Origin of the sequence: Rhizobium leguminosarum (assembly GCF_019798305.1) — a bacterium.
GTDB classification, from domain to species: Bacteria; Pseudomonadota; Alphaproteobacteria; order Rhizobiales; family Rhizobiaceae; genus Rhizobium; species Rhizobium leguminosarum_U.
In genome coordinates this window covers 24,534-43,039 of the sequence record NZ_JAAXDD010000021.1, presented here as the reverse complement: position 1 = coordinate 43,039, position 18,506 = coordinate 24,534, and the positions used below count along the sequence as shown (strand labels likewise).

At 59.8% G+C, this 18,506-nt stretch carries 20 protein-coding genes; 5 read left to right on the top strand and 15 right to left on the bottom strand.

Going from position 1 to position 18,506, the window contains the following annotated elements:
• The first annotated feature begins 35 nt into the window (after window positions 1-35).
• Window positions 36-356 (top strand): thioredoxin, encoded by a 321-nt coding sequence (gene trxA, locus HFO99_RS29710; protein WP_003544118.1) that lies wholly within the window; start codon window positions 36-38, stop codon window positions 354-356.
• Window positions 357-427: 71 nt separating this feature from the next.
• Here trxA and HFO99_RS29705 read toward each other — a convergent pair whose 3' ends face one another.
• From HFO99_RS29705 to HFO99_RS29660, 10 genes are all read right to left on the bottom strand, one after another.
• Complete coding sequence (locus tag HFO99_RS29705) at window positions 428-1,780, bottom strand: bifunctional folylpolyglutamate synthase/dihydrofolate synthase (protein WP_222365257.1); 1,353 nt, start codon at window positions 1,778-1,780, stop codon at window positions 428-430.
• Between the two features lie 27 nt (window positions 1,781-1,807).
• Window positions 1,808-2,713: an acetyl-CoA carboxylase, carboxyltransferase subunit beta gene (gene accD / locus HFO99_RS29700; RefSeq protein ID WP_017962644.1), complete on the bottom strand. Its 906-nt coding sequence runs from the start codon at window positions 2,711-2,713 to the stop codon at window positions 1,808-1,810.
• Between the two features lie 141 nt (window positions 2,714-2,854).
• On the bottom strand, window positions 2,855-3,694 hold the full coding sequence (gene trpA / locus HFO99_RS29695) for a tryptophan synthase subunit alpha (protein WP_029874599.1): 840 nt from the start codon (window positions 3,692-3,694) through the stop codon (window positions 2,855-2,857).
• A 3-nt stretch (window positions 3,695-3,697) separates the two neighbouring features.
• Complete coding sequence (trpB, locus tag HFO99_RS29690; RefSeq protein ID WP_222365255.1) at window positions 3,698-4,918, bottom strand: tryptophan synthase subunit beta; 1,221 nt, start codon at window positions 4,916-4,918, stop codon at window positions 3,698-3,700.
• Window positions 4,919-4,920: 2 nt separating this feature from the next.
• The gene (locus HFO99_RS29685) at window positions 4,921-5,589 is read right to left on the bottom strand and encodes a phosphoribosylanthranilate isomerase (RefSeq protein ID WP_222365253.1); all 669 of its coding nucleotides are present in this window, start codon (window positions 5,587-5,589) and stop codon (window positions 4,921-4,923) included.
• A gap of 269 nt (window positions 5,590-5,858) precedes the next feature.
• A complete protein-coding gene (locus HFO99_RS29680) occupies window positions 5,859-6,617 on the bottom strand; it encodes a M48 family metallopeptidase (protein WP_222365251.1) in 759 nt (252 codons plus the stop codon).
• A 107-nt stretch (window positions 6,618-6,724) separates the two neighbouring features.
• Entirely contained in the window at window positions 6,725-7,159 is a 435-nt protein-coding gene (locus HFO99_RS29675; protein WP_222249293.1) for a DUF2852 domain-containing protein, read from the bottom strand.
• A 145-nt stretch (window positions 7,160-7,304) separates the two neighbouring features.
• A complete protein-coding gene (locus tag HFO99_RS29670; protein WP_222365249.1) occupies window positions 7,305-8,582 on the bottom strand; it encodes a polyhydroxyalkanoate depolymerase in 1,278 nt (425 codons plus the stop codon).
• A gap of 204 nt (window positions 8,583-8,786) precedes the next feature.
• A complete protein-coding gene (locus HFO99_RS29665; protein ID WP_222365248.1) occupies window positions 8,787-9,629 on the bottom strand; it encodes a fumarylacetoacetate hydrolase family protein in 843 nt (280 codons plus the stop codon).
• 151 nt (window positions 9,630-9,780) lie between these two features.
• Window positions 9,781-10,734 (bottom strand): glutathione S-transferase family protein, encoded by a 954-nt coding sequence (locus HFO99_RS29660; protein WP_222365247.1) that lies wholly within the window; start codon window positions 10,732-10,734, stop codon window positions 9,781-9,783.
• Window positions 10,735-10,904: 170 nt separating this feature from the next.
• On the opposite strand from HFO99_RS29660, the gene HFO99_RS29655 reads away from it, so the two are divergent.
• Entirely contained in the window at window positions 10,905-11,189 is a 285-nt protein-coding gene (locus tag HFO99_RS29655) for a DUF2218 domain-containing protein (protein ID WP_222365246.1), read from the top strand.
• 45 nt (window positions 11,190-11,234) lie between these two features.
• Window positions 11,235-11,834 carry a nitroreductase family protein gene (locus HFO99_RS29650; RefSeq protein ID WP_222365244.1) on the top strand — a complete coding sequence of 200 codons (600 nt, stop codon included), beginning with the start codon at window positions 11,235-11,237 and terminating at the stop codon, window positions 11,832-11,834.
• A gap of 63 nt (window positions 11,835-11,897) precedes the next feature.
• Here HFO99_RS29650 and gyrB read toward each other — a convergent pair whose 3' ends face one another.
• The 5 genes from gyrB to HFO99_RS29625 all read right to left on the bottom strand — a co-directional run bounded on the left by gyrB (window position 11,898) and on the right by HFO99_RS29625 (window position 17,221).
• Complete coding sequence (gene gyrB / locus HFO99_RS29645; protein ID WP_222365242.1) at window positions 11,898-14,333, bottom strand: DNA topoisomerase (ATP-hydrolyzing) subunit B; 2,436 nt, start codon at window positions 14,331-14,333, stop codon at window positions 11,898-11,900.
• 135 nt (window positions 14,334-14,468) lie between these two features.
• Entirely contained in the window at window positions 14,469-14,846 is a 378-nt protein-coding gene (locus HFO99_RS29640; protein ID WP_222365240.1) for a helix-turn-helix domain-containing protein, read from the bottom strand.
• Window positions 14,843-15,409 (bottom strand): Smr/MutS family protein, encoded by a 567-nt coding sequence (locus tag HFO99_RS29635; RefSeq protein ID WP_222365238.1) that lies wholly within the window; start codon window positions 15,407-15,409, stop codon window positions 14,843-14,845. The genes HFO99_RS29640 and HFO99_RS29635 overlap by 4 nt, the downstream gene beginning before the upstream one ends.
• On the bottom strand, window positions 15,409-16,524 hold the full coding sequence (locus HFO99_RS29630) for a murein transglycosylase A (RefSeq protein WP_222365237.1): 1,116 nt from the start codon (window positions 16,522-16,524) through the stop codon (window positions 15,409-15,411). Before HFO99_RS29630 ends, HFO99_RS29635 begins: the two co-directional genes overlap by 1 nt.
• A complete protein-coding gene (locus HFO99_RS29625; protein ID WP_222365236.1) occupies window positions 16,517-17,221 on the bottom strand; it encodes a Tim44/TimA family putative adaptor protein in 705 nt (234 codons plus the stop codon). The genes HFO99_RS29630 and HFO99_RS29625 overlap by 8 nt, the downstream gene beginning before the upstream one ends.
• A gap of 131 nt (window positions 17,222-17,352) precedes the next feature.
• On the opposite strand from HFO99_RS29625, the gene HFO99_RS29620 reads away from it, so the two are divergent.
• On the top strand, window positions 17,353-17,859 hold the full coding sequence (locus tag HFO99_RS29620; protein ID WP_315857379.1) for an FxsA family protein: 507 nt from the start codon (window positions 17,353-17,355) through the stop codon (window positions 17,857-17,859).
• A gap of 100 nt (window positions 17,860-17,959) precedes the next feature.
• On the top strand, window positions 17,960-18,442 hold the full coding sequence (gene secB / locus HFO99_RS29615) for a protein-export chaperone SecB (RefSeq protein ID WP_003544086.1): 483 nt from the start codon (window positions 17,960-17,962) through the stop codon (window positions 18,440-18,442).
• The last annotated feature ends 64 nt before the right edge of the window (window positions 18,443-18,506 follow it).

Here is an 18,506-nt window from a genome sequence, read left to right as displayed (position 1 = left end):
TGGTTCAACACCCAATTCCGGTAAAGGAGCAGCCCATGGCTACCGTAAAAGTCGATATCAATAACTTCCAGTCGGAAGTTCTGGAATCCGCAGAACCCGTCGTCGTCGATTTCTGGGCCGAATGGTGCGGCCCGTGCAAGATGATTGCTCCGAGCCTCGAAGAAATCGCCGTCGAGATGGAAGGCAAGGTCAAGGTCGCCAAGCTGAATATCGATGAGAATCCGGAACTCGCTGCACAGTTCGGTGTGCGCTCCATTCCGACGCTTGCAATCTTCAAGGGCGGCGAAGTTGCCGATATCTCGGTCGGCGCAAAGCCGAAGACGGCTCTTTCCAACTGGATTTCGAGCGCTGCCTGATTGATATCGACGAATTTGTATCACATTGACGAAAAAGCCCGGCTCGACCGGGCTTTTTCATTTCGCAGCCTTCATTTCGGGGGCGTGCCGTTGTCGGCGAGTACGTCGCCGACAAGATAGAGAGAGCCGCCGACCAGGATGCGCGGCGGCAATGCCTCCGGATCGAGAACGGCTTTGATCGCTTCCAGCGCATCGCCGACCGTCGACATCGGTTCGGCAACCAAACCGGCATCATAAGCCGCATTCGACAATATCACCGGGTCGATCATCGCTTCGCTGCCGCGGATCGGCACGCAGAAAACCTTCTCGACCAAGCCGGTAAAGGCCTTGAAATAGCCGACCGGATCCTTGGTATTGATCATGCCGGTAATCAGGAAAAGCGGCCGAGACTGGCGCTCCTCGAAATTGGCCATGGCTTCGGCGATCACTTCGCCGGCACCGGGATTATGTCCGCCATCGATCCAGATCTCGGCGCCGGCGGGCGCATGCGACAGCAGCCGGCCCTCGCTCAGACGCTGCAGGCGGCCCGACCATTCGACCGAACTCATCGCCTTTTCCATCATCGTCTCGGTGACGGTGAAACCCGCCGCCTTTACGGCACGAATGGCGGCGGCGGCATTGGCATATTGATGGCGGCCGGGAAGGCGCGGCAGCGGCAGGTCGGCCAGGCCGAATTCGTCCTGGTAGACGAGCCGGCCATATTCTTCATGCGCCATGAAATCCTGCCCGAAGACGGCGCTCGGGCAATGCAGCCGTTCGGCCGTCGACATCAGCACATCGAGTGCTGCGTCATATTCCTGATGACCGATGACAACGGGAAATCCCGGCTTCATGATGCCGGCCTTTTCGGCCGCGATCAGCTCGACCCTGTCGCCGAGATAGGGCTGGTGATCCAACGAAATCGGCATGATCACCGAGACGGCCGGATCGGAAATGACATTGGTGGCGTCGAACCGGCCGCCGAGACCGACTTCGATGATCGCGGCATCGGCCGGATGTTCGGAAAACAGGATGAAGGTGACCGCCGTCAGGATTTCGAAGACGGTGATGTGCTGTCCTGCATTGGCAACGGCCACGCGACGCACGGCCTCGGCAAAGACCGCGTCGTCGACAAGCTGTCCGCGTCCGCCTTTGACGCCAATGCGGTACCGTTCGTGCCAATTGACGAGATGCGGCGAGGTGTGGACATGGGCGCTGTAGCCGCCGGCTTCGAGCAGGGCGCGGCAAAAGGCGGTGACCGACCCCTTGCCGTTGGTGCCGGCGACATGGATCACCGGCGGCAGTTTCTTGTGCGGATTGCCGAGTTGATCGAGAAGACGAGTGATGCGATCGAGCGACAGATCAAAACCCTTGGGATGCAATCCCATGAGCTTGTCGATCTCCTGTGCTGCCTCGCTCACCGCGGTTTGGCCTCTGGGTATCAATTCGGCACCCCGCCTGCTTGTCGGTTATCAGGCGCTCGCCGCCAGGGCAATCGCGCCGCCATTCATGTCGTTCGCCGCAGAAACCGGCTTCTTCGTCAGGATCTTCAAGAGGCGCGCCAGCGTTTCCGGAATATCGTGGCGTTTGACGACCATATCGACCATACCATGCTCCAGTAGATATTCGGCGGTCTGGAAGCCTTCTGGCAGTTTTTCACGCAACGTCTGTTCGATCACGCGCTTGCCGGCAAAGCCGATTTCGGCGCCGGGCTCGGCCAGATGAATATCGCCAAGCATGGCATAGGAGGCGGTGACGCCACCCGTCGTCGGGTTGGTCAGCACGACGATATAGGGCTGGCCGGATTCTTTCAGCATGTCGACGGCAACCGTGGTGCGCGGCAACTGCATCAGCGACAGGATGCCTTCCTGCATGCGCGCCCCGCCGGAAGCGGGGAACATCACCAGCGGGCACTTTTCAGACGTCGCACGCTCGAAAGCCTTGACGATCGCCTCGCCGGCGGCCATGCCGAGCGAACCGCCGATAAAGTTGAATTCGTGCACAACGGCCACGAGTTTCAGTCCTTGCACCTTTCCGACACCGGCGAGGATCGTATCCTCCTGTTCGGTCTTCAGGCGGCTGTCGCGCAGGCGATCGCTATATTTCTTCGAATCGCGGAACTTCAGCGGATCCTGCGCGACCTTCGGCTGCGGCAGCGATTCGAACTCGCCATTGTCGAAAAGATCGATAAGGCGCGCTTTGGCCGGCATCTTCATGTGATAACCGGACGCCGGAATGACCCACTTGTTGCCTTCCAGGTCCTTGTGGAAGACCATCTCGCCCGTTTCCGGGCACTTGATCCAGAGGTTCTCCGGCACTTCGCGACGGCCCAGCATGGAATTGATCCGCGGGCGAACGTAGTTGGTGATCCAGTTCAACTCGAATACTCCTGATAGTCTAAAGCGCGCCGCAATCTTTCAGATTGGCTGCCACGCCTTAGGTCCTAGTTTCCCGCATGCCGTTGCCGCAAAACCGCTGCACACTTTTGCGCGACATGCTTTATTGCCAATGTGGGCAAACTATTCGGCAGCAACAAGGCGCGCCGAACGTGTTCCCGTGGAAAGACCGCGCACCAGCGTGGCAACCGCCTGAACGGTGTCCGCCGTTGCCTTTCCGTCATGCGTCAAGCTGGTCGCAACCTGATTGACGATCGCGGTGCCGACGACGACGCCGTCGGCCGAGCCGCCGATGACCTTTGCATGTTCCGCCGTCTTGACGCCGAAGCCGACGCAGACGGGCAGCTTGGTATGCTGCTTGATGCGCTCGACCGCGCCCGACACCAGCGACGGATCGGGCAACGCCGAACCGGTGATGCCGTTCATGGAGACGTAGTAGACGAAGCCGGAGGTGTTCTTCAGGACCTTCGGCAAGCGCTTCTCATCGGTTGTCGGCGTCGCCAGGCGGATGAAATTGATGCCCTTGCGGATCGCCGGAATGCAGAGTTCGTCATCCATCTCGGGCGGCAGATCGACAACGATCAGGCCGTCGATGCCGGCGGCGAGCGCGTCGTCGAGGAATTTCTCGACGCCGTAAATATAGATCGGGTTGTAGTAACCCATCATCACGATCGGCGTCGCATCGTTGGTCTTGCGGAAATCGGCGGCCAGCTGCAGCGTCTTCTTCAGCGTCTGGCCGCCTTTAAGCGCCCGCTGGCCGGCCAGCTGGATCGCCGGGCCGTCGGCCATCGGGTCGGAAAAGGGCATGCCGAGTTCGATGATGTCGGAGCCTGCTTCCGGCAGCGCCTTCATGATTCCGAGCGAGGTGTCGTAGTCAGGATCGCCGCCCATGAAATAGGTCACAAGCGCCGGACGGCCCTCGGCCTTCAGCTCGGCAAAGCGTTTGTCCATGCGTGCGGTCATGTCTTACAGTCCCATTCCCAGAATCTTGCCGACGGTGAAGATATCCTTGTCGCCGCGGCCGGAGAGGTTCATCAGGATGATCTCGTCCTTGCCCATCGTCGGTGCGCGTTTGATCACCTCGGCAATCGCGTGCGAAGGCTCGAGCGCCGGGATGATGCCTTCGAGGCGGGTCAGCATCTGGAAAGCCTCGAGCGCTTCGTGATCCATGATCGGCACATAGTCGACGCGGCCGGTATCGTTCAGCCAGGAATGTTCGGGGCCGATGCCGGGATAATCAAGACCCGCCGAAATCGAATGGCCTTCCTTGATCTGACCGTCACCATCCTGCAGCAGGTAGGTGCGGTTGCCGTGCAGCACGCCCGGCGAACCGGCAGTGATCGAGGCGCAATGTTCGTCGCCCTGCAGACCCTTGCCGCCGGCTTCGACGCCGACGATCTTGACAGAGGGATCATCCAGGAAAGGATGGAAAATGCCGATGGCGTTCGAGCCGCCGCCGACGGCAGCGATGACCAGATCCGGAAGACGGCCTTCGGCTGCCAGCATCTGCTCCTTCGCTTCGATGCCGATCACCGATTGGAAATCGCGGACCATCTCCGGATAGGGATGCGGGCCGGCTGCCGTTCCAATCAGGTAATAGGTATCCCCGACATTGGTGACCCAGTCGCGAAGCGCCTCGTTCATGGCGTCCTTCAGCGTGCCGCTGCCTGCCGTGACCGGTTTGACTTCCGCGCCGAGCAGCTTCATGCGGAAAACATTCGGCGCCTGACGCTCGACGTCGGTGGCGCCCATATAGACGACGCAAGGAAGGCCAAAGCGGGCTGCAACGGTCGCGGAGGCGACGCCGTGCTGGCCGGCACCGGTTTCGGCGATGATGCGGGTCTTGCCCATGCGCTTGGCGAGCAGGATCTGGCCGATGCAGTTGTTGATCTTGTGCGAGCCGGTGTGGTTCAGCTCCTCGCGCTTGAAATAAATCTTCGCGCCGCCGAGTTCGGCCGTCAGCCGCTCGGCGAAATAGAGCGGGCTCGGGCGGCCGATATAATGCGCGCCGAGATGCTTCAATTCGGCCTGGAATGCCGGATCGTTCTTTGCCCTGTTCCACTCATCCTGCAGGTCGAGGATCAGCGGCATCAGCGTTTCGGCGACGAAACGACCGCCATAAATGCCGAAACGGCCATCTTCATCGGGGCCGGAACGGAAGGAATTCGGTTTAGGCGTCTCGTTCACTCTCAACTCCCTGAGGCCATCATCGGCGCATTCGCCTTTTCGACCGCGTCAAAAAATTCATCGATCTTCGCGACGCTTTTCACGCCAGGCGCGGTTTCGACTCCCGAGGAGACGTCGATACCCGGTGCCTTGGTGATGAAAAGCGCCTCGGCGACATTGTCCTTGTTCAGCCCGCCGGAAAGCATGTAGTCGACGCTGCCGTCAAGCCAGCTGAGAAGGCTCCAATCGAAGGAAATACCGTTGCCGCCAGGCAGTTCCGAACCCTTCGGCGCTTTGGCGTCGAAGAGGAAACGGTCGGCGATGCCGATATAGGCCTCGACGCGCTTCAGGTCGTCTGCCGTGCGTACCGAAAAGGCCTTCATCACGGGCAGACCATAGAGCGCCTTTATGGTCAGCACATGTTCGGGGCTCTCATTGCCGTGAAGCTGAAGCATATCCGGCTTCAACAACGATACGATCTCATCGAGTTCGTCATTGGTCGGATCGACGACGACGGCGACGATCTTCGCCTTGCCGCGCGCAGGTTCGGCAAGTTTTGCCGCCAGGTCTGGCTCGATATAACGTGGGCTCTTTTCGAAGAAGATAAAACCGATATGGGTCGCGCCGCGCTTCAGCGCGCGATCGACAGCCTCAGGCGTCTTCAAACCACAGATCTTGATATCCGGTCTCATGGCAGCGAAGTGACACGAAATGCGGAAAGAGTCGAGCCAATTTGCGACGGACGCTGAATTTAGCGCGGCTCTCAGCTAGAGCGCCGCGCTTCCAAAGGACGCTCTATCACTTTAAATCTGCGCATAATCCTTTTCGAAAAACCGATTCGATTTTCGGGGTTATGCGCTAAAGCGCGTCGCGATCTTTCAGATTCGCTTGTCGCGCTTTAGCTTTTGTTTTTACGCATGTCGTTAGCGCAAAACCGCTGCACACTTTTGCGCGACATGCTTTAGTCGAAATCGATGGCATGCAACTGGCTGCCATGCCGCTTGAGCCAGGATTTCGCCTCGTCCATGCCGGGGCAAAGTTTGCCACAGAGCGCCCAGAAGTGCGGACCGTGGTTCATTTCCTTGAGGTGGGCGACCTCATGGGCGGCGAGATAATCGATCACCGACGGCGGCGCCATGACGATACGCCAGGAAAAGCTCAGATTTCCCTCCGACGAACACGAGCCCCAGCGGCTGCGGGTATCCTTCATCGAGATCGAACGGATCGGCGCCCGGATCGTTGCGGCATGCATCGTGGCCAGTCTTGCGAGATCAGCGCGCGCCTCCTTCTTGAGAAAGGCCGCTACGCGCCGTCCGACATGTTCCGGCATGCCGCTGACGCGCAACACCGGGATGCCATCTATGGACACCGCCTCCGTCAGCCCGCGCAAGCTGCCGCTATGCTGGATGCGATGGGAAACGCCGCGAAGGAGGATTTCGCCGCCGTCACGCAGGCCGGCATCGGTCGAAAACTTGGCAAGCTTGGTGAGCAGCCACCCCTGGTGACGATCGAGGAAGGCATTGACCTCACGCGCCGCAAGGCCTTTCGGCACCGTCATCTTCAAGGCGCGGCCACCCGGTTCGATGCGCAGCGTGATGCGTGTCGCCCGGTCATGCTGCTTGATCGTCAGCGGCATGAGCCGGCCGGCGACATCGAGCGTCCGCATTTCGGGCGGAGCCGGCTTTCGCGCCTTCGACCTTGTTTTCAGAAGCGAGAACATGCGTGTTTTCTATACGATTCGCCGGCAAATCTAAATGATCGGCGGAAGGGCAGACATGGAAAAACCGGCATCGGGAGATGCCGGTCATCAATTCATCGTTCAGGCGTTTACGGCGTCTGATACTCAGCGACCGGGCCGTTGTCATCGCGCTTGGCGTTCCTGCGGTCGCGCATGAAGCGGTCGAACTCTTCCTGATCCTTGGCGCGGCGGAGCTCGCGCAGATAGGTGTCGAATTCCTCGCGCATTTCGTCAAGCTTGCGGCGCTCTTCCTCGATCCGGTCGAGTTCGGCCTTGCGCCAGTCGTCAAAGGCGACGTTGCCGGTCGAAAAATGCGGGCGATGACGGCCATGCGGGCGGCGGCAGGAGGCAAAGATGCCATCGGTCGCCTGGTTGACGTCACGCTTGAAGCCACGCAGACGGTCGCCGAAGATGATGTAGGCAAGCATGGCAAGACCCAGAGGCCAGAAAACCATGAAGCCGAGAATCATCAGGGCAATGGTAGCCGGAGTCCAATCCGGTCGAAGCAATGCTGACTGGTTCATCGTGCGGGTATCCCTCGCTTTCCGCGCCCGGCAGAATACCGAACGCTGAAATCGATGTGGTTACCGCAATAACCGCCTTCAAGACGATTGCCCGCGAAATCGGACAACACCTTGAATCCGTTTTGCTAATTCAGCTATCCCTGATTCAGCCCGCCCGGCCGCCTTTGATTACACGCGGGAGTGGAGGCTTGACGGCAGAACGGGAATGCTGGCGGACGAAATCGATGATGCGCGGCGCGATCTCGCGGCGGAAACGCGAGCCATTGAAAACGCCATAATGGCCGACATCCGGCTGAAGATAATGCATGCGCATATTTTCGGGAATGTTCACGCAGATGGTTTGCGCCGCCATTGTCTGGCCGACCCCTGAGATATCGTCATTCTCACCTTCGACGGTCAGCAGCGCCACATTGCGAATTGCCGTCGGATCGACGCGTTTGCCGCGATGCATCAGTTCGCCCTTCGGCAGCGAATGCTTGATGAAGACCTCCTCCACCGTCTGCAGATAAAATTCGGCGGTCAGATCCATGACGGCGAGATATTCGTCGTAGAAATCGCGATGTCTTTCCGGCTCGCCGTCGTTCTTCACGAGATGCATGAAGAATTCCTTGTGCGCGACGAGGTGGCGATCAAGATTCATCGACATGAAGCCCGAAAGCTGCAGGAACCCTGGGTAGACCGGGCGCATGAAGCCCGGCTGCGGCCAGGGCACGTTCATGATGACATTGTCGGAGAACCACTGCAGCGACCGCTCCTGGGCGAGCTTGTTGACCGCCGTCGGGTTAATGCGCGTGTCGATCGGGCCGCCCATCAGCGTCATCGACGCCGGCGAAAGCGGATCCCTGGCTTCTTCCATCACGGCAGCGGCAGCCAGCACCGGGACGGAAGGCTGACAGACGGCGATGACATGCGTGTCGTGACCGAGGAAATGCAGCATCTCGATGACGTAGTCGACGTAATCATCGAAATCGAACGTGCCTTCCGTCATCGGCACCATGCGAGCGTCGATCCAGTCGGTTATGTAGATATCGGCACTCGGCAGCAGCGCCTCGACCGTGCCGCGCAGCAGCGTGGCGTAGTGACCGGACATCGGCGCGACGATCAGAATGCGCGGATCATTGCCGCGGGCGGCTGGAACACTGCGGGCGAAATGCAGAAGATTGCAGAAGGGTCGCGACCAGACGACCTCTTCTCGGACGGACATCGTCTTTTCTCCGATCGTTGTCTGCTTCAATCCGAATTCCGGTTTCCCGTAGCGGCGCGTCGTACGTTCGAACATTTCGAGACTTGCCGCCATCGTCCGGCCGAACGGCGTGTGGGAGAACGGATTCAGCGGATTGGCATAGGCAAATCGCATGATATCGGCCGCGGCGCGAAACGGCGCCATGGCGGCATGGTTCAATTCATAAAGCTGATAAAACACGGAAGGCGCCACCTTTCTCTATCGAAAAGATGACACCGATTGAGAGGCATCGGACCTTTTCGTAACGCGGGCACGTTGCGCAGCCTAACAGGTTTTTATTGCACAGCAACATTGGCGAACCAGACATACACAAGAAATGCCGGAGAATTGATCTCCGGCATCATAATCGACCTGAAAACTTAAGTTTCTCAACAGGAAGCGTCGTTAACGATCCGCTACAAAGGTCTGTTTCTGCGTACCGAGACCTTCGATTCCGAGTTCGACCACGTCGCCGTTCTTGAGATAGCGCGGCGGCTTGAGGCCCATGCCGACGCCCGGAGGCGTGCCGGTCGAGATCACGTCGCCAGGATGCAGCGACATGAACTGGCTGAGATAGGAGACGAGGAACGCAACCCCGTAAACCATCGTTTTCGATGAACCGTTCTGCATCTTCTGGCCGTTGACCGTCAGCCACATGCCGAGGTTCTGCGGTTCGGCAATTTCATCCTTGGTCACAAGCCAGGGGCCGATCGGGCCAAAGGTGTCGCAGGATTTGCCCTTGGTCCACTGACCGGAACGCTCGGTCTGGAAAGCGCGCTCGGAAACGTCATTGGAAACGCAATAACCGGCGACATAATCCAGCGCTTCGGCTTCCGTCACATATTTGGCGGTTTTGCCGATGACGACGCCGAGCTCGACTTCCCAATCGGTCTTTTCCGAACCTCGCGGGATGATGACGTTGTCGTTCGGTCCGACGATTGCGGATGTTGCTTTCATGAAGATGATCGGCTCGGGCGGCACGGTCGCACCGGTTTCGGCAGCATGATCCGAATAATTCAAGCCGATGCAGATGAACTTGCCAGTGCCCGCGACGCAGGCGCCAATGCGGCCGGGCGCGATTTCCGGAAGGCTCTTCGGATCGATTGCCGCTATCTTTGCAAGGCCTGTCGGTGTGATCGCTTCACCGCCGATATCGGCGACATGACCGGAGAGATCGCGGATCTTGCCGTCGGCATCGAGAAGTGCGGGTTTTTCACTGCCTGCTTCGCCAACACGCATCAGCTTCATGGAATTCCTCCTCATCGAAAACGGATTTTGCAGCCACCTATGAACGAATTATTCATCGGTGTCATTACGGCTTTGCCCGGAAGCGGTACGGCTTCGCCGCAATTCGGATGATTTTCTGCCGAAAGCCGCCCGTACCTGCCGGCATCATGCTCTAAAAAATTTCCGCCAGATCCGGGCCGGAGGGAATGATCTTCGTCGGATTGAGGCTTTCGATCGAATAGTAGCCGCGCTTGATATGATCGAGATTCACCGTTTCACCGATGCCCGGCCAATCCAGCATTTGGCGACAGAAGGCGCGCAGATTGGCATAGTCGGAAAGCCGGCGCAGATTGCATTTGAAGATGCCGTGATAGGCGACGTCGAAGCGCACCAGCGTTACAAAAAGCCGGATATCGCTCTCGGTGGGATGATCGGCGAAGAGAAAAGACCGGCCCTCGAACTGCGGCTCGACCCAGCCGAGGCAGGAAAAGACATCGGCAAAGGCTTCTTCGTAGGCGATCTGCGTGGTGGCGAAACCGGCGCGGTAGACGCCATTGTTGAGATCAGGATAAATGCGATCGTTGAAAGCATCGATCTCGGTGCGTCTCTCCGCCGGGTAAAGATCGATCGGATTTTTTGCCAGATCGCCGAAGCCGCTGTTTAGCATACGCAGGATATCGGCGGATTCATTGTTGACGATGGTCTTTTTCTGCTTGTCCCAGAGAACCGGCACGGTGGCCCGGCCGGTGAAATCCGGCGCCGCCCTGGTATAGATTTCATGCATATAGGTTACGCCGTTGACGTGATCCTCCGTCGCGCCGGGATAATCACCGAAGCGCCAGCCCTGCTTGCTCAGCAGCGGTTCGACCACCGAGACCGAGATGATGTCTTCCAGACCCTTGAGCTTGCGGCCGATCAGGGTGCGCGAGGCCCAGGGGCAGATGTAGGCGACATAGAGATGGTAGCGGCCGGCGCTGGCTTCAAAGCCGGCTTCGCCGGTCGGCCCGGCGCTGCCATCCGGGGTCACCCAATTGCGGAGACTCGAGGTCTGGCGGACGAAGCGGCCCTTTTCGTCCTTTGCCTGAACGGGCTGCCAGTCTTCCGTCCATTTTCCGTTCACCAGCATGCGCAACTCCCCGATCGATTGACTAAACGGTTTATTATCCTGCTTCGACGCCGGCGTGAGGCCGCTTTTATGAAGACAGTCTGTACACTCCAACTGCGACGATGCTGCGCTTGCCAAGCCGGTGAAGCAGGAAATATGTCTTTGCCATACAAAATGACGTGGAGTTCGAAATGCATCTCTCGAAGGCCGTCGTACCGACCGAACATGCAAGCCGCTACCTGCAGCAGCTCTGCAAACACTGGAGCCACAAGTTCAGCGTCGATTTTGATCCTCTGAAGGGCCGGGTGCCGTTCAGCGATACCGCCGAGGTGACGTTTGCGGCCGACGATGCGACGCTGACCATGACACTTTCCGTCGCCGATCCCTCGCAACAGGAAAGGATGCAGCACGTCATCGACGATCATCTGAAGCGCTTCGCTTTCCGCGAAGAACTCGACATCGTCTGGATGGACTAAGCCCATCCCCGATCCAAATATTCTGCCCCGAACCCTGGAACAAGCATGACGAAGAGCAATAACCGCGAATCCGACTATCCGATCGATCCGATGTTTCTCGATCGCTGGTCGCCTCGCGCCTTCACCGGCGAAATCATCGAGGAAGCACAGCTGCTCAGCCTGCTCGACGCCGCCCATTGGGCGCCGTCCTCTTCCAACCAGCAGCCCTGGCGCTTCATCTATGCCCTCAAGGGCTCGGAGCATTGGGAGAAATTCGTCGCATTGCTCGTCGACGCCAACCAGGAATGGGCCAGGAATGCGTCGGCGCTGATCTTCGTCGTGTCCCGTGCCTTCACCGGGGCTGCCGGCTCGGCTGAGGAAAAGCCGAGCTACACCCATTCCTTCGATGCCGGTGCGGCATGGGGGTATCTGGCGATCCAAGCGCGGCTCTCCGGCCTTTACGCCCATGGCATGGGCGGCATCAAACACCAGGAAATCAGCCAGGCATTCAGCATTCCCGAGGGATACCGGGTCGAAGCAGGCGTCGCCGTCGGCCGGCTGGCCGACAAGAGCGTTCTTTCCGAACGCAATCAGGCCCGCGAATTCCCCAGCCAGCGCAAGCCGCTCTCAGAGGTCGCCTTCAACGGCAGCTTCGTCGCGAATTGAGCCGTAGCCAGGCGAACGAAAGCCCGCCGTCCAGGGACGGCGGGCTTACTTTCGAAAAATCAATTAGATATCAAGGTTTGCGACGCTTAGCGCATTGTCCTGGATGAATTCGCGCCGCGGCTCGACTTCGTCCCCCATCAGGCGGGCGAAGAGACCATCGGCGTCGGTGGCGTCGTTGACCCTGACCTGCAGCAGCGAGCGCACGTTCGGATCGAGCGTCGTTTCCCAGAGCTGCTCTGCATTCATCTCGCCAAGGCCCTTGTAGCGCTGCATGGTGAGGCCCTTGCGGCCGCTTGCGAAGATCGCGTCGAGCAGGTCGCGGGGGCCAGAGATTTCGACATCGCCTTCGCGACGATGCAGTGACGGCGGCGTCTGATAGATTTCCTTGAGGCGTGCCGTCAGCTGGTCGATATGACGGGCATCCGAGGAACCGATCAGCGCCATGTCGAGCACGACGATTTCCCTGACGCCGCGGACCATGCGCTCAAGGCGCAGCCCTCCATCGGTTGTCACATCGCCCTGCCAGCCGCGCTCGGTTTCCTCGGCGATGATGTCGAGGCGCCCTGCCACTTCGTTTGCCAGCGCCAGCGCTCTCCCCGGATCGCTGGCGAGCTCGGCGTTGAGTGCTCCGGCAATCGCCGCTTGTTCGACGGCGGAACGATTATAGCGCGAATGGAGATTGTCGAGCAGCGCGCGCATGCGCAGAGCATCGAGGATGACCTCGCGCAGATCCTGGCCGGCGCGAACCTCGCCGCTACCGAGCCTCAGCGACGCATCTTCCAGGCCTTGGCTGATAAGATATTCTTCGAGCGCCTTCTCATCCTTCAAATACTGCACCGACTTGCCGCGCGAGACCTTATAGAGCGGCGGCTGGGCGATATAGAGATGACCGCGCTCGATCAGTTGCGGCATCTGGCGGAAGAAGAAGGTCAGCAGCAGGGTGCGAATATGGGCGCCGTCGACATCGGCGTCCGTCATGATGATGATCTTGTGGTAACGCAGCTTTTCGACATTGAACTCGTCCTTGCCGATGCCGGTACCGAGCGCGGTGATCAATGTGCCGATTTCCTGGCTCGACAGCATCTTGTCGAAACGGGCGCGTTCGACGTTCAGGATCTTGCCGCGCAGCGGCAGGATCGCCTGGTTCTCGCGGGAGCGGCCCTGCTTGGCCGAGCCGCCGGCAGAATCGCCTTCGACGAGGAAGACTTCGGATTTTGTCGGATCACGCTCGGAGCAGTCAGCAAGCTTGCCCGGCAGCGAAGCGATATCGAGGGCGCCCTTGCGGCGGGTCAACTCGCGGGCCTTGCGGGCCGCTTCGCGGGCGGCGGCGGCCTCGACCACCTTGCCGACGAGGATTTTGGCTTCGCTCGGATGTTCTTCGAACCAGGTGTTCAGTGCCTCGTTGACGAGACTTTCGACAACAGGACGGACTTCCGAGGAAACGAGCTTATCCTTGGTCTGCGAGGAGAATTTCGGATCCGGCACCTTGACCGACAGAACCGCCGTCAGGCCTTCGCGGCAATCTTCGCCCTGCAGCGTTACCTTTTCCCTTTTGGTGATGCCGGAGCTGTCGGCATAGGAAACGACCTGGCGCGTCAGCGCCGCGCGGAAGCCGGCCATATGCGTGCCGCCGTCGCGCTGAGGGATGTTGTTGGTGAAGCACAGCACGTTCTCATGATAGCTGTCGTTCCACCACATCGCGACTTCGACGGTGATGCCATCCTTTTCGCCGTGGATGGCAACCGGCTTGTCGACGAGCGACTTCTTGGCGCGGTCCAGATAAGCGACGAAAGCCTCGAGGCCACCGTCATAACGGAGTTCTTCCTGCTTGATATCGGAATGGCGCTTGTCGGTCAGCAGGATGCGGACGCCTGAATTCAGGAAGGCGAGCTCACGAAGGCGATGCTCCAGCGTGCCGTAGTCGAACTCCGTCATGGTGAAGGTGCCGGTGCTCGGCATGAAGCTCACTTCCGTGCCGGTCTCATTCGGCGCATCGCCCGTGACCTTCAGCGGAGCATCGGCCACGCCGTGGGTGAAGCTCATTTCATGGATCTTGTCGTGACGGCGGATCTTCAGCTTCAACCAGACGGACAGCGCGTTGACGACGGAGACGCCGACGCCGTGCAGGCCGCCGGATACCTTGTAGGAATTCTGGTCGAACTTACCGCCGGCATGAAGCTGCGTCATGATAACTTCGGCCGCCGAGACGCCTTCACCCGTGTGAATGTCCGTCGGGATGCCGCGTCCATTGTCGGTGACGGTCACCGAGCCATCCGGATTGAGGGTGACGGTGACGATGTCGGCATGGCCGGCAAGCGCTTCGTCGATCGCGTTGTCGACGACTTCATAGACCATGTGATGCAGGCCGGAGCCATCGTCGGTATCGCCGATATACATGCCGGGGCGTTTACGCACGGCATCGAGGCCCTTCAGAACCTTGATGGAATCTGCGCCATATTCGGTGCTTACGCCGTTTTCCGTCGCGGATGTATCGCTCATTCTGTCGAGATTTTCCCTGTTGTCGTAAAGCTGCGGCGCGCCTTGCGAATCACCGGCTTTCTTCACTCTTGTATATAGGTTTTTTGAACCCACTTCCCAATGGCAAGCCCCTAATACAAGGCATAAAACAGGGGATTATGACGCTTTTCCGTCGCCTTTGCCGCCATTTTCGAGAAGAGCCGATAGCCGGCCTATCTCGGCGCTGTCAAGGCTGCGGATTCGGCGTGCCAGCCGGTTGGCAAATTCGGTATATTCGGGGGGCAGGCCGGAGGTGTCGATCACGACGCGCGGGTCGGATGAGCGCGCGAGCAGGAACAGTTCCTCGGCCTCATCCCAGATGACGTTGAAATAACCGGCGATGCGCTGCAGCAGATCGAATGTCGGCAGCCCACGTTTTCCATGTTCGAGCGCCGAGAGATAAGCAGGGGAGACATTCAGGGCTTCCGCCATCTGCTTCTGCGAGACGCCCTTGCGCGCTCTCAGCCTGCGAACCGCCTCTCCGAAGGGTGTCATGGCCTTTCCCCATGCCGCCGCGCCAGGCGAATGTAGAGCGCGCCCTCACCACCATGATGCTGTGCAGCCGGTTCATAGGAGGAGATCAGGTAGCGGAATTCCGGCTTCGAGAACCAAAGAGGCACAGCCCGCTTCAGCGCGCCGTCGCTGCCCATCGAGCTGCCCTTGCCCGTAATGACCAGCACATGGCGCATGCCGCGCTCGTGGGCGCGGATCAGAAAATCGAGAAGGATGGCATGGGCCTGGCTCTGCACCAGCCCGTGCAGGTCGATCCGCGCTTCGAGCGCCAGCCGGCCCTTGGCGATTTTACGCTTGACCGGCTTTTCCAGCGGATGATGCACCCGGGCCGATGGCTTCGCGGTTGACGGTGCTGCCGGCTGCAGCGGCATAGATGTGGCTGGCGCCTGCTTTTCCTGCTCCCGTTCGGTTGCCGCTTCGGCTTCGGCAAGAAAGGCATCGAGTTCGGTCAACTCGCCCGCCTTGCCGGGCATCGGCCGCGTGCTGCGGGCGACCTTGCCCCAGAGGATCCTCTCATCCGTGCTCAGCTTGCGATCCCTGGCCATCAGTCGAATCGTCCGGCGGCGGCATTGGGAATGAGGATGGCGAAATCGGCGTCGTTGCGGACGGTGCCGGCATGTTCCCCGGCCATGTCCCCCGAGCCGGTGAAGATATCACCCCGAGCCGGCCCGACGATCGCCGAGCCGGTATCGAGCGCCAGCATCAGCCGGCGGAACGGCCGGCCGTCGAGATGGGTGAGGCTTTCGGCGCGAATGAAAAAGGGAAAGCCGAAGGTATGGATCATCCGGTCGACCGCAAGCGCGCGCCCGGCGAGAAGCGGCACCTTGGCGGCTGCGATCGGACCTGCCTGCGGATCGGCAACGGGTGCATCACGGAAGAAAATATAAGAGCGGTTATGCCATAACACCTCGTCAACGCGCTCGGGATTTCGCGCCAGCCAGGCACGGATCGCCTGCATCGAAATCTCCGCCCGATCGATCTCGCCGCGCTCGATCAGCAGCTTGCCGATCGCCGAGAAGGGATGACCGGCTTTGGCCGCATAGGTGATGCGGCCGATACGACCATCCTCATAACGCAAGCGGGCGGCACCTTGCACATGCACGAAGAAGACATCGACCTTCGACTTCGCCCAGGCGATTTCGAGGCCACGGCCTTCGAGAAACCCCTGATCGATGGCGCGGCGGTCCGGATAGGTAGTGACGTGGCCGTCATGCAGACGGCCGAAAGCATAGGCCTTGTCGAGCTCGGCGGGGCGATTGGCATCGTCGAGGTCGATCAGATCGTCCGGCCGCCGGTAGAAAGGAAAACGGAAAATTTCGTCCGGCCGCTCCGACACGTCGATATCGGGTTCGTAGAAGGCGGTGACGAAGCCGGAATTGCCGTCCTTGCGGCGGATCAGAAAGGGCCGACAGTGCATCTCGAAAAAGGCGCGCGCCGACGCCGGAGATGACGGCGTGAAATCTTCGGCGGCAGCGAGAAGCGGAAGCAGGTCTTCCGAGCTCAGGCCCAGCGATCCGGTTCGGTACGGTTTGACATCGGTGATCTGCCGGCGGCAGCTTCGCATGACTTCAAAAAGGCCGGAGGGATCATCATCCTTCCAGCCTTCCAGAGTTTCGAAGCTTATGGCCTGCGGGACGAAGTCCGATGCGTGGTCACTCATGTTCCGATTCGGTCGCCACGAGTTTCCAGTTCGGATCGCGCGAGCGGGTGTCGCGGGCGTAGGTCCAGAGGTCGTTGACCTCGGCGACGTTTTCGGCGTCGCCTTCGATCAGCACATCCGCCTTGTCGTAGGTGGCCGATATCAGCTGGCTGACGATGCGCACGGTGATCTGCGCTTCGCTGCCCTTCGTCTCCGCATGGGTGATTTCGGCCTTGTCGATGCCGACGAAAGTAGATTTCACCTTCTCGCCCCGGGCATCGCGCTCGCCGATCGCCGCATCGAAGCCGTCATAGACTTCGCGCGACAGCAAGTTCTTCAACGTTTTCCGGTCGCCATCGGCATAGGCCATGACGATCATCTCGTAAGCCATGCGGGCGCCGTTCAGAAACTCCTTCGGGCTGAAGGCGGGATCGGCCTTGTTCAGCGCGCGCAGCGATTCGTTGAGCGGAGTTCCGGGTGCCGCGAAAGCATCGATGGCAGCGAAGCGATCCTCATCCTCCGTCGTCGCATCGCGGCGCGGCAGCGTCACGACCTTGCCGGCATCGGCGGCTTCGGCCGGAGCCGCATCCCGCGGTGTATAGAGATCGCGCGGCGGCTTCTCATTTCCTGTGCGGCGTCCGAGCACGGAGCGGAGCTGAAAGAAAATCAGCACAGCCGCCACCAGGAAAAACAATGTGATGAAGTCGTTCGAACTCATATCGTATCGCAGCCGCCGTTAACATCTCTGATTTGTACTCCCATATAGTCTGCCTATACAGATGATTCAAATGATGGCTGGCATCTTCGCCGGTGCCAAGAGGAGACCGGTGAGCCCGGGACATGACCGACATGCGTTTTTCGATCCTGCCAGCTTCCATTCTGCTGTTGCCGCTCGCCGAAATTGCCGGTTTCGTCGTTGTCGGCCGGGCGATCGGATTGTGGCTGACGCTCGCGCTCGTCATGCTGGGTTTCGTTCTCGGCGTAGTTCTGCTGCGCCGGCAGGGCATTGGCATTTTGCGCCAAATGTCGAGCGAAGGACGAAATGGGGTGATGCCGGGCCGCGACCTGCTGCGGCCGGCGATGAACGTCATTGCCTCGCTGCTCCTGATCATTCCCGGCTTCCTCACAGATGTTATCGCCATCCTCATTCTCATTCCGCCGGTGCGCGATCTCGTCTGGCGGGCGATCGCCAAACGCTTCGTCGTCGTCAATGCCAAGGGCGGCCCTTCCTCTGGCCCGCAACCCGATCTCCGCGACCGCAAGCCGAACTCGAGGGTGGTCGATCTCGACGAGGAGGATTATCATAGAGAGCCGGATCGCAACTCGCCGTGGTCCGGCAAGCATATCGGCGACTGAGGCACTGCGGCTGATCAACCGCGCAATCGCCCAGGGTTGTAAGCCCTTCCCTGAAATGTTAGATGGCGGCACCATTCCCATGCCCCTCGAGGAAAAGCCAATGGCAGACGATAACAACAGCAACGGTGCGGCCAACCCCACCCTTTCAATCCTTGCGCAATATACCAAGGATCTGTCCTTCGAAAATCCGGGTGCGCCGCGTTCTCTGCAGGCCCGCGACAAGGCGCCGACGATCAACATCAATGTGAACGTCAACGCCAACCCGCTTTCCGATACGGATTTCGATGTCGTACTGTCGCTGAATGCCGAAGCCAAGGACGGCGACAAGACGGTTTTCCATGCCGAACTCACCTATGGCGGCGTCTTCCGCGTTGCCGGTTTCCCGCAGGAACACATGCTGCCGGTTCTCTTCATCGAATGCCCGCGCATGCTCTTCCCCTTCGCTCGTCAGATCATCGCCGACGTCACCCGCAACGGCGGTTTCCCGCCGCTGATGATCGACCCGATCGACTTCACGCAGATGTTCGCTCAGCGCGTTGCCGAAGAACAGGCCCGCGCCAAGGTTCAGGCTGTTCCGAACTGACCGGCTCTTTCTTGGCTGAAATGCGGATGCCCGGGCTGGTCCCGGGCATTTTCAATTGAGGGCC